Origin of the sequence: Actinokineospora sp. NBRC 105648, assembly GCF_030269645.1 — a bacterium.
Lineage (GTDB): Bacteria > Actinomycetota > Actinomycetes > Mycobacteriales > Pseudonocardiaceae > Actinokineospora.
Genome location: NZ_BSTR01000086.1, coordinates 1 through 11540, shown reverse-complemented (window position 1 = coordinate 11540; position 11540 = coordinate 1). Strand labels below are relative to the sequence as shown.

4 protein-coding genes and 1 pseudogene are annotated in these 11540 nt (G+C 67.3%); all 5 read right to left on the bottom strand.

The window, feature by feature from the left end; all coding sequences use genetic code 11:
- Positions 1-228 precede the first annotated feature (228 nt).
- Positions 229-573: a hypothetical protein gene (locus tag QSK30_RS36055; RefSeq protein WP_285509905.1), complete on the bottom strand. Its 345-nt coding sequence runs from the start codon at positions 571-573 to the stop codon at positions 229-231.
- A gap of 201 nt (positions 574-774) precedes the next feature.
- Complete coding sequence (locus QSK30_RS36050) at positions 775-1125, bottom strand: hypothetical protein (protein ID WP_285509904.1); 351 nt, start codon at positions 1123-1125, stop codon at positions 775-777.
- 796 nt (positions 1126-1921) lie between these two features.
- Entirely contained in the window at positions 1922-8152 is a 6231-nt protein-coding gene (locus QSK30_RS36045; RefSeq protein ID WP_285509903.1) for an RHS repeat-associated core domain-containing protein, read from the bottom strand.
- Between the two features lie 51 nt (positions 8153-8203).
- Positions 8204-11290, bottom strand: coding sequence for an FG-GAP-like repeat-containing protein (locus QSK30_RS36040; protein ID WP_285509902.1), 3087 nt, complete (start codon positions 11288-11290; stop codon positions 8204-8206).
- 130 nt (positions 11291-11420) lie between these two features.
- A pseudogene (locus tag QSK30_RS37250) lies at positions 11421-11540 on the bottom strand (IS30 family transposase); the annotation flags it as partial.

Sequence of the window (11540 nt, the reverse complement as noted above, 5' to 3'; positions counted from 1 at the left end):
CCTTGCGCGCGACAGCGACGACATCGTCGCGGAACTCCCTGGGGTATGGCTTGGGCACAGAGACATCCTTCCAGCGAGGACGCGAGCCCTCACAGGTCAGGTGTCAACCAATCTCGGAGCAGTCCCCGCGCCTGAACGACGTGAGTTCGTGGCAGGTGCCGCTCGACAGCCACCAACCGCGACCGAACCAGTACTCCTCGCGCGTTCAGCCTGGCCTGACGACGGTGATCAGGATCGGCTGAACTGGGCTGCGAACTCGTCGTACTGCTGCTTCCCCCACTCCACCACCAACCCCACGAACCGGGAATCGTCGGTGACCACAAGCCGGACAGGTCCACCGCCTACCAGCCGCGCACCAGCCGAGTCGTCCCACTCGAACCACAGCACATTGGCGAACGCCCGCACCCGCACCGGCCCCTTGACAGTGAGCACATCGTCCGGTCTCCGCAACACCGGCACGACCCGCTCACCCGCAGGCAACGCCACCTCCTCGACCAACACCTCCGGCCGCCCCGCCGAGATCAGCACCACGTCCACCAACGCGTCCGACTCACGGTCGAGCTTGAGCTCCACTGACCCACAGGCACCACCGTCCACCACGACAGTCCGAGGAGCCCCCAAGCGCGCGTGATAGCCCGGCCAGGTGACAGAAACCGGCACGTAGTAGTCGAACTCGAGATTTGGCCCGTCCCCAGCGGGCACCAGATCACGCACCCAGAACACTTACATCCCTCTCCGACCGAGGTCGACAAGTTGAAGGACGTGCGCTGGCAATCAGTCTCCGTCGTCGAGACTGGATGGTCGCGACAGCCAGGCGATTTCACCCATGTCCGGGTCACGCCCAAGACTCCGCCACGCGGCCATCGCGATGTCGATCGAGGCCACGGTCGCGGGCCACGCCGTGAATTCCCCGGTGTCACCATCCAGGTCGCCCAACACCACACCGCGGTCCAGCAGGGCCACCAGCACGGCGCGGGCGAGACCCCGGATCAGTTCGCCATCGGCCGAGGGCAATGACCGACGGAGGTTCGTGGCCAGCCTCCAGAACTCGACGTGGTCATCATCAAGTTCTCGACTGACGTCCACAGCCAGAGTCACCGCGGCGATCACCTCAGACTCGATCATGGGTTGAACTTTCACCTGTCCCAGAGGCGGCCCAGTCACGGGCACCGAGCACGTGGTGGCGGGGCCGCGGCAGACCGTGCACCGAGCCGGTTTCGCCGTCGGAGACCCACGATGGGACTCGCCCGGGCGCCACCACGGCCTGGCTGACGTTACCGGGGCTCGCGAGCCTTGCCGGAATGCCACCGGCCGCTCCGTTCACGTCTCACGCTGGTGGTCTTCTCGCCGAGGCGGCCAGGTACCAGGCGAGTTCGCGGGGCACGGCCAGTGCGATACGACAGGTGACCACTGGAGACTTCCCATCCGGACTCGATCTCTCCGCGCCAACCTGAGCGTTCCGTCGCATACTGCCAGGATCGCAACGCCGAAATCCCTGTTGATGAGATCACCTCAGCCACCGGCTACACCTTCGAGATCATCGAGAACCCGCCCAGCGCAAGTGCGAACACCCGCACGAACGCGCTACGCACATCCGGATCCCGATCGAGTCGAACCAGGTTTTCACACCTTGCCGGACTGAGGTCAACTGTCGCAACCCCCCCGGCATTTTCGTCACCGGCGGCCGAGAACAACACAACACACCGGTAGGTTCGCACCGCTCCGTCCCACATCTCGCGCTTCCAAGTCCGAAGGAGGACGATATCATCCTTGACTTGACTCCGCAGCGCGCCAACCGACGTCCACCGAGTCGCCCATCCGTGGTGTTCTGCCTCCAACTGGATCTCAAGCAGGGTGCCAAAGTCAATCTGCGCCACTCGAAAGTCCGAGTCAGTTGGATCAATTATCGACATTGGATGAACTATTCTCCATCGTAGACGTGGACACGGACTGACGTGCTCGGGTCGATTCTCCCAGCGTCGATTCTTCTTTTGAGCTCATCCAGCCGGTGATGACCTCCAAGGACCACACCGGAGCGCGACACGATAATTCCTTCACCTTCAGCAGCGTTGTTGATACTGCGCAAAAGATCGTCGTCACTCAGTTCCTCATGGTACCACTGCGAAGCCGGGTCGCGAGTCGACTGACCTTGCTTGTACTTCTTGGAAAGATCATCAGCCCTTTCTGTGCGCGTCAACCATCGACTGGCACCAGGACTCGCACCGGCGGGGTTGTATTTGGTGGCTTCGTCAGCCTTCCCGGCGACCTTGGTAGCGTCTTCGGCGACTTCTTCGCCTGCCTTGAGCAGGTCCTTGCCGACCTTGCCTGCCACTTTGCCGACGCCGGGGACGGCGCTGATCGCGACGGCGGCGCAGTCCATGGTCCCGCCGTTCTCGACGCAGTTCTTGATGTCGTAGACCGGGGTGGTCCAGTCGATGATGGTCTTGCCGATGTCCCGCCAGGCGGCGTAGACGTCCTGCATGGTGGTCGGGGGGATCGGGGTGTCGAAGAACCGTTCCTTGGCCTGGCTCATCCGGACCGCGGCGGGACAGCCCGACTTGATCCCGACGCAGTCCTTGTACACCTTGGCGATGGCGGCGTCGAGCTTGAGCCGGTACCTGCCCGCGGCCGACTGCCAGCGGTTCTGCTGCTTGACGGTCAGGTACTTGACCGCCTTCGCGGCCGAGAGCGGCTTGGTGCCGTCGGACTCGTAGAGGACGTTGTCGGCGCCGTACTTGTCCGACGGGCAGCCGCAGTCGGAGAACAGGCCGGACGGGTCGGCGAAGGTGACCGGGTTGTTGTTGGAGTAGGAGTAGCCCTGCATCTGCTGCGGATTCGACGTGTCGAGCACCGGGTCGACCGAGACGAACCGCCCCGTGGTCGCGTCGTACTCCCGCGCGCCCAGGTGCGTCAGGCCGGTGGACGCGTCCGCCGTGCCGCCGACGAACGTCCGCTCCCCCGGCCACGCCGACGGTGCCGATCCGCGGGCGCCGCCGAAGGGCAGGACGCGCTTGCGCTGGACGTCGAGTGTTGCCGGGTCGACGGTGAACAGGCTGGTGTCGTGCTGGTCGCCGACCGTCCACGTCAGGCCCGCCGGGGTGCGAACACCGATGGAACGTCCGAGGTGCGAGTAGTACCGGGTGCCGGTCACGGTGCTGTTCGCGCGGTTGCATTTGAGCTCGGTCAAGCCCAGGTACAGCGTGGTGTGGGTGGGGTCGCGGCGGAGCAGGCGGGTGCCGTCGGCGGCGTAGACGAATGTCGTTGTCTGGCCGCCCGCGGTGTCGGAGGCGAGCTTGCCCTCGACGTCCCACGTCAACGAGTGCCCCGGTTGCCCGGCCACGTTCCTGCTGAGGGTGTCACCGGAGTCGTCGTAGGTGAACGTGTCCGTGGTGGTGGTCTGACCGGTCTTCGCGGTGCTGACCTGGCTCAGGCTCGTCCGCCGCGGTTGTCCGGCCGCGGGGTAGGTGTAGGTGCGAGTGGTGTCGCCGCCCGAGGCGTGCAACACCTCGGAGGTGCGACTGCCCACGCTGTCGTAGGCGTACGAGTGCCAGTACGGTGCCGGGCCACCAAGCGCGGCCGTGGTCGGGTTCGTCGCGCAGTTGTCGGCCGTAGGCGTCCAAGCGTCGGTGACCCGCTGGACGTGGTCGTAGCGGAAGCATTGGACATCCGAGGCCAGACCGATGGGCAGGTCGGCCTGGCGGGTGACGTTGCCCGCCTCGTCGTAGGAGAAGTACAGGTTGCCCTGGTTGAGCCCCGTGGCCTGCCGGTCGAGCCGCAGCTGTGAGAGGCGTCGAGTACCGCGCTCGTAGTAGAAGCTCTGGGTGACCTTCTTGCCCGTGGCCGCGTTCGACGCGATCAGCTGGCCGAGCTCGCCGTAGTCGCTGTAGGTGGACTGCTTGACCAGGCTCTCGGTGACCGAGCCCCGCACGCTGGTGAGGGTGTCGGTCATGCCGATCGCGTTGTAACCCACCGTCAGCGTCTCGCTGGGCAGACCGCCCCCACTGGGCAGGGTCACCGACTGCGGGCTGCCGTCGGGCTGGAAGGTCGCGGTCGTGCTGTAGCTGCCCGCCAGAACACCCTCGGCTGATGGGATCGTGACGGTGCCCCCGGTGGGGCGCCCCGCGGTGTCGTACCCGTTGACCGTGGTGACGTAGGCGTTGCCGTTGTCGTACCGCGTGCTCGACGCGGGCAGGCCGAGACCGCCCGGCATGTCATAGGTCCACTCGGCCCGCTTGGTGCCCGTCGGGGAACCGTTGCGCAGCGAGGTCTTCCTGGAGAGCGCGTCGTAGGTGTAGGCGAGTGTGAGATTGCGACCGTCGGTCGCCGTCTGCGCCCGACCCGCGTCGTCGTAGGTGAACGTCGAGACGCCGGTGGCCGGGTCCTCGACGCGGGTCTTGAGGCCGCGCAGGTCGTAGGAGGTCCGCCAGGTGTTGCCTGCGGGGTCGGCGACCGTGGCCGGTAGGCCCGCGCGGGTATAGGTGTAGTTGGTCTCTTGGTAGGCGCCCGTGGGTGACGAGCCTGTGTACTGGCGCAGCTGCGTCGTCTGGCCCCGGGCGTCGGTGATCACCGTGGTGGGTGTCGCCCCGACGGGTGGGTCGGTGTCGACGCGGTCGCCGCCGTAGGTCCGGGTGGTGCGCCACTTCTCGGCGCCCATCTCCCTGGTGATCGTGGCGGTCGTGCGGCCGACGCCGTCGAACTCGGTGACCGCCTGGATCGGGACGTCGTTGTCATTGACCGGGGTGACCAGTGAGGTGTCTGGCGGACCGCTGTTGTAGAACGTGCTGGTCTTGAACACCGCGCCACGCGCGTCGTAGTTCAGTTCTGAGAGCACCCGGCCGCCCACGAGGCCCGGCGACGGCGTCTGGCTCTGCCTCGGGCGGAACAGCCCGTCGTAGAAGGCATACGTGTAGGTGTAGCCGATGCCGTCGGGGCGCAGCGTCTTGGTGGTCACGTAGTTCGCGGCGTTGGTCCGCAGGACGTACTCGTACTCGACGTTCGGCGACTGGGTCGCCCTGTCCCGGCCCGCGTTCCACGACTTGAGCACGCGGCCCAACGGGTCGAGCTCGAACTCGCTGCGACGGGCGTTGGCGTCGGTGACCTTGGTGGCCACGCCCCAGGCGGGTTCGATGGTCGTGGTCACCGCCTGGTTCAACGGGTTGGTGGCCACGGTCTGGGTGATCGGCGCGCCGGTGGCGGGCGTGTAGGCGACGGTGCTGTGCTCGCCGGCGGCGTCCCACGAGTCGACGATCTTGCCGTACTGGTCGTAGGCGCTGCGGTCGCTGGTGACGTAGGTCGGGGCCGAGCCGCCCCACGCCTTCGCGGTCTCGGTCTTGGTGGCGTTGCCCTTCGTCGGCGCGGTGCCGTGGACCGTGGCGCCGTCGTAGTAGACGCGGCTGTCGGAGATCAAGTCCGCCGGGTAGGTCGCCGTGGCGGTGCAGGCGACTCCGACGGTCTCCACCCGGCTGGGGAACGCCAGCATCCAAGCCGGGGTATTGGCGGCGTATGTGGTGCGGGCGCAGGTGTCGTCGGCCGCGGTGCTGGTGTCACCCAGGTCGTTGACCGCGGTCGGCTGGCCGGTGTTCGCGTCGACGGTCGTATCGATCTGGGTGTTGCGCCACCCGCCCGCCGCCAACGCGACCCTGGTGCGGGCGCTGACGTTCGCGACCAGGTGTGCTGTCGCAGTGCCCCAGGGGCGGACGTTGGTGGCCCTGGCCGGGGAGATCCACGGGTCGACCACGGTGCCCGTGACCACGGTGTTGTCGGTGGACGACTTGTAGGTCACGGTCTCGCGGACCGAGCCGGCGAGGAGGTCCTTGTCCTCGATGGTGCCGCCGGTGCCGTCGAGGACCCAGATGTCGCGGCGGGTGCCGTTGGCGAGTTTGTCGTTGTCCATGCCGCGCAGGTAGGTGGTGACCGACCGGGTCTTGGTGACGGTTGAGTCGCCGATGACCACGCCGACCTGTCCGTACCCGCGCCACTGCGACCACGTCTTGCGCGACGTCGGGACGAGGCCGTCCTCGTCGTCGTAGTGCCAGGCTGGGGTGCCGGGGTATTCGTAGGTGGTGAGGACCGGTCGGCCGCCGGAGGTGTTGTCGGACTCGGTGACGCTGGTGACGACGTACTTGTGGAACCAGTCCAGCAGCTGCGACTGGCCCTCGGGGGTCCAGTAGACCGGGAAGCAGCGCTTGGTGTTGGAGTCGGGCGAGGCGGGCATGACGCCGGTGCGGTTGCACTCGCGGTCGGAGTACTGCACGGCGACCTGGCCGCCGGTCTCGTTGGCGATGGAAGAGATCCGGTAACGCACCAGTGGCGGCAGCGTGTCGATGCCGTCGACGCGGTTGCTGAGCGGGACCTCGTTGAAGTTGACCTCCGGCACGGTCGCCGTGCCGCCGACCAGACCCGTGTGCTTGATCGACTCCAGCCACAGCGCCGCGCTGGTGCTGTCGCCCGGGTCGAGGTAGCGGTGGTCCAGGGTCCAGGAGTCGACATCGCGGTAGGTCGAGCCATCCCAGACCTGGGTGGTGATCTTGCTCAGGCGCTTCTGGCTCCAGAAGGTCGGCGAGACCTTGCCCGTGCACGTGCCGCTCGCGCAATTCTGGTCCCACGGCACGTCCGGCCAGTTCGACGGAGTTCCCGAGGTGCACGTGGCGCCCGCGGTGACGCAGCGGTCGGCAGCGGTGAACTGCACGCGCATCGGGGCCTGGGCGGTGGTCACGGCGGTGTTGGTGCCGTAGTCAATGCGGTCGAGCCAGCCGCCGCGGTGGTAGGTCGCGCCCGCCGAGGCGAGGTTGCGACCGTACAGGTTGGACTCGGTCTGGTAGGTGTAGACCGTGGTGTTGCCGTTGGGGTCCACGACGTAGTCGAGGTTCCAGCGGTAGGCCTGCTGGCACCACGAGGTGGCGAACGAACCGGCGGTGTAGCAGTCCTCACCGGAGTTATTGCCGAAAACCGGTACGGTCCACACCGAGTTCGACGCCGCGCGGGTGCCGAAGTGGTACTGCGTGCCGTCGACGGTGGTGATGCGCCACGACTCGCCGTTGTTGTCGCCGTTGCCCGAGGTGGTGGTCTTCTCCACGCGCGAGCCGTCGTCGTTCTTGAGCTTCCACACCCCGTCGGCGTCGTTGCGGATCAGCTCACTGGCCTTGCCGCCCAACGTGACGAACGCGTTCTCGGCTCCCCAGCACAGGTCACCGGTCTTGGTCTGCCCGTTGTTGCCGCCGAGGTCGTCGGAACAGCCCTTGTAGCGCCGTTCCACGTGCCCACCGACGGACAGGTCGAAGCCCTCGCCGACCCACGACGGCTGGTTGTTGGTCGACGCGGTACGACCGTCCACACTGCCCGACGAGTACGCCAGCGCCACCTCCGGGGCTGCGCCACCCAGCGTCGGCGGCACGCGTACCGGGTACGACCAGCTGAACTCGCCCGAGGACCCGCCTGCTTTCCAGGTGGACGACGGCGCGAGCGCGCTGGCGCCGAAGTCACCGCCGCCGCCGGAAGGTCCGGCCAGCAGGGCGTACACGCCGCCGTCGGCGACGCCGTCCGCTGCCACGGTGCCCGCCTTGACATCGTTGCTGGACGCCACCTCTACGGGCGCACACCCCGGCTTGTCCGGTGTGGACAGAGCGCATTCCGGCAGTCGCGCCAACCGCAGTCGCGCCGCCCAGTCACCGCCGAACGCCGAACGGAACTGACCGTAGTCCACCGACACCCGCACACCCGGCTTGGCCTGCCCACCGTCCACTCGGAACGCTAGGGCACCGGGCGATTTCGTCTCCACGGTGCGCACACGGACCTTGCCCGGCGCGGCCAAGCCTGCCTTGGCCTGCTGTGGTCGGCTCACCGACAGCGGAGACTGCGCCGCCTTGACCAGCCCGGTGGCCGCGCTGAGGTCGACCTCGGCGTCGATCCCCTTAGGCCAGGCCACCGACGGGGCCCCGGCCAAGGCGTGCTTGGGCGCTGGGTCGCTCTTGCGCGGGGCGTCGGCGGGACGCACCGGGACCGAGACTTCCCGCTGGGGGGCGGGAAGCACGATCTCGCGGTCACGCTCCGGTGCGGCGGCGGCGACCGACGCGGGCAGCATCCCGGCCGCCAGGGCGGCGATCGCCACCACCGCCGTCAGGCGCAACGACTGCTTCCATCGAGCTGCGGGCATGACTGGTCTCCATATGCCGGATATGACCGTGCGGAAGGGAAATAGGTTGGGTCAGAAGAATCGGGTGCGGGTGGAGTCGAGCCCGTTGTCACCGCTGTTCCACTTCTCCACCGAAGCTCCGTAGGCGGACCCGGTGGAGTAGTGCAACCACAGCGCGGTGCGCCGGTTGACGTACTGGTAGGCGAAGCCGATGTCCCCATCCCCATCGCCGTCGACATCGCCTGCAAAGGGTTGCATCCACGCCCACTCGGCGGCACCAACCGGGTTGTTCCACCAGGCGGCGGGCGCCAGTGTGCCGGTGGTGGTCGACTTGAACGTGAAAACGCTGAACGTGGCGTTGTAGTAGTTGTAGAACGCCACCAAGTCATCTTTGCCATCGCCGTTGGCGTCGGTGACCAGGTACTTGCCCCGGGACATGTCCCAACCGTTGACACCGCTGTCCCAGACCTGGGTGCCGCCACCGAGCGCGAAACCGGTCGAGTAGTGGTACCAGAGCTTGGTCCGCGCGCTGCCGTTGTCCTGGGTGTAGCCGACGTCGTCCTTGCCGTCACCGTTGAAGTCGCCGGAGAAGACGTTCAAGTAAGACCAGTCCGCGTAACCCGCGGGGCTGTTCCACCAGGTCGCGGGCGCCTGCGCACCGGTCGCGGTACTCAGGAACGTCCAGATCGAGTAGGTGGAGCTGAAGTAGTTGTAGACCGCGATGACATCATCTCTGCCGTCGCCGTCGACGTCGCCGATGGTGGCCTTGACGCGGTTGAGGTCCCACGCGCCGGGACCGCTGTCCCAGGCCGGGCCCGAGGGTGCGGTGTAGCCGAGACCGTTGCCGTAGAACACCCACAGCGTCACCCGGTAGCCGCCGTCGTCGCGCAGCACCAGCAGGTCGCTTCGGCCATCGCCGTTGGCGTCGCCCTCCAGGACCTTGGTGCGGTCGGGCAGGAACGTCGTGTTCGGGCCGCTGTACCAACTCTGGGTCACGGGGTAGAACCCCGCGCCGGAGGAGGTGAAGGCCAGGAAGTCGGACTCGTCGCTGTCGAGCTGGCGCATGGCGGCCACGTCGGCCAGACCGTCACCGTTGATGTCGTGCTTGACGTGCGGGGCCGGCACGGCCTCGTCGGCGTAGAACGGGTATGCCCGGTAGGTGTCGGACCGGTTGCCCGCCTTGTCGACGCTGTAGACGTACAACGTCGACAACGTGCTCGACGGTGCTACCACCGGCACCGTCGCCGGACGCCCGGTACCCGCACCCGCGGCCACGAGGTACGTCGTGTTCTCCGTCAGCCCGTACCGGTAGCCGTACACGTCCGAATCCGCCGAGGTGAACGTGAACTCACCCCTCAAGCCGGCCGAGATCCCCAGATCGTTCTCCGGGAACGACGACGATGTCACCACCGGCACGGCCGTCGGCTTCGACGTGTCGTAGCCGAACTCGCAGTACCCGCTCCAGGGGCCGGACACCCGACTGTCCGCGGCACGAACCCGCCACTTGTACGCGACCCCGTTCACCAGCCCCGAGGTCGGCACCACCGCGGAGAACCGAGTCCCCGAGGCGAGGAACGACGTCGCGTAGCTGCCCACCGCCGTGCCGTCGAGCTTCACCCACTCGTACTGCAACTGCACATTCCCGCTGTCGGGATCGGTCCCCGTCGCGAACAACGTCGGCGAGGTATTCGTCATCGGCCGGTCGACCCCCGAGGCGCACGGCAGGTTGATGTCGGCGTAGAGACCGGACGGGGTATCGGGCACCGAGTTGTACTCGATCACCAGCTTCGGGTCCGAGCTGAACTTCTTCCACGACTGCGTGTCGTGCGCGTCCTCCGCGCCCACCGGCGCCTGCAAGGACAACACCGTGTTCGCGTAGTTGTTCGCCGCCGCCTCGACCACCGCCGACTTCGCGTCGAACTCCACGAAACCCGGCGCGCAATCCCCCGCGCCACCGGACTTCTTCGCCGCGGTCACCGACGAGATGTAGCGCCGCCACGGCTGGTTGTTCCACGTCGTCCCCGGCCCGATGTCACCACCCGCCCACAGCTGCGTCTCCGTCTTCGTGCACGACCAACTGTGGTACATGTTCGCTCGGAACGTCGCGCTGATGATGTCCTTGCCGTTCACCGCGCCCGTCCCCATCCGGAAGTACGCCCGCTGCGTCGTGGCGTCGGTCGACTCGTAACCTGAGTTCGTCCCCACTTCCCGCCCGGAGGACCAATACGACTGGTTGGGGAACTTTCGGTTCACATACGTCCACGCCCACGTGTCCGCGGTAAACCAGGGATCGATCGACACCGGGTACACCGTGTCCGGTGCCGAGAGCACTGACGCGTCCGGCACGACCGCGAACTCGGCGCCGTCGAGCCGCACCGGCATCGCGGTCTCGTTGCGCGAGGGTGCCTCCGTCGCGGAGTTCTCGTCGCCACGCGCGGTTGGCAGGGTGTCGGCCGAATCCCACATCACCGGCGTGGCCGCCGCGAACACGACCGCGCCCGAGTCGTCCACAGCGGACACAGCGCCTGAATCACCCTCCTGGCGTAGCCGCAGGCCGAAAGTGCGGTACGGGTACCGAAGCGCCGCCAACGCCGGGTTCGCCGCCGCGGCGCGGTCCTTCACCACCACCAGTGACCGCGCGCCACCGGCCTCCGCCCGCAACTGCAGGTCCACACCTGGCAGCACTTCTTGGTAGGTCGCCGTGTCCTCCCAGAGCACCGGCACCGGGAGCGATTCGGGCCACGACACCGCCAACCGCTTCCCGTCCCGGTTCAACTCCATCAACGGCGCCGTACCGCCCGCGGAGAAGCTCACGTCGACCGCGACCGCGCCGGCGACGACTCGGCCACCGTCGAACCGCAAGGACGTGTCGATGTCGACCCACGCCCCGTTCTTGCTGGTCCGCACCGGTTTCCCGGTCTGCTCCAAGGTCAGCGACCCCGAGGGGTTCACGAACACCTGCGCCGACTCCGACCGCTGGTCGAGCACCTCGACGCGCTCGCCCGAAGTCCGCGCGGCCGCTCGCGCGGCCGTTTCCGTAGCGGCTTCAGTGACCGCGACCACGGGCTCCGAAGACGGCTGCGCGACGGCGGGAGTCACCGGGAGCGCGATCATGATCGTGCTGAGCGCGCACGCGAGCACGCCAAGTCGTCCAAGCACAGATAACCCATCCATTCACCACGCGCCGGTAAAGGCGCGACCCCAGTCAACGCACCCGGAACTCTTCAACCTGGACAGATCGACAACAAGCCACCATTCGGCTGAACCGGACCGCCAGAACCCGGCGAGTTCAGGCGGTGGAAGCATCTGCTTCGAGGAGTTCGGTGAATACCTCGCTGGGCTTCTTCCAGTCGTGGATCTTACGGGGTCGGTCGTTGATCTCCGCGGCGATGGCGGCGAGGTAGGTGGG

Excerpts from the sequence above, each read along its gene's own strand:
- QSK30_RS36050 (WP_285509904.1), bottom strand. The coding sequence starts at position 1,125 with ATGATCGAGTCTGAGGTGATCGCCGCGGTGACTCTGGCTGTGGACGTC.
- QSK30_RS36045 (WP_285509903.1), bottom strand. The coding sequence starts at position 8,152 with ATGCCCGCAGCTCGATGGAAGCAGTCGTTGCGCCTGACGGCGGTGGTG.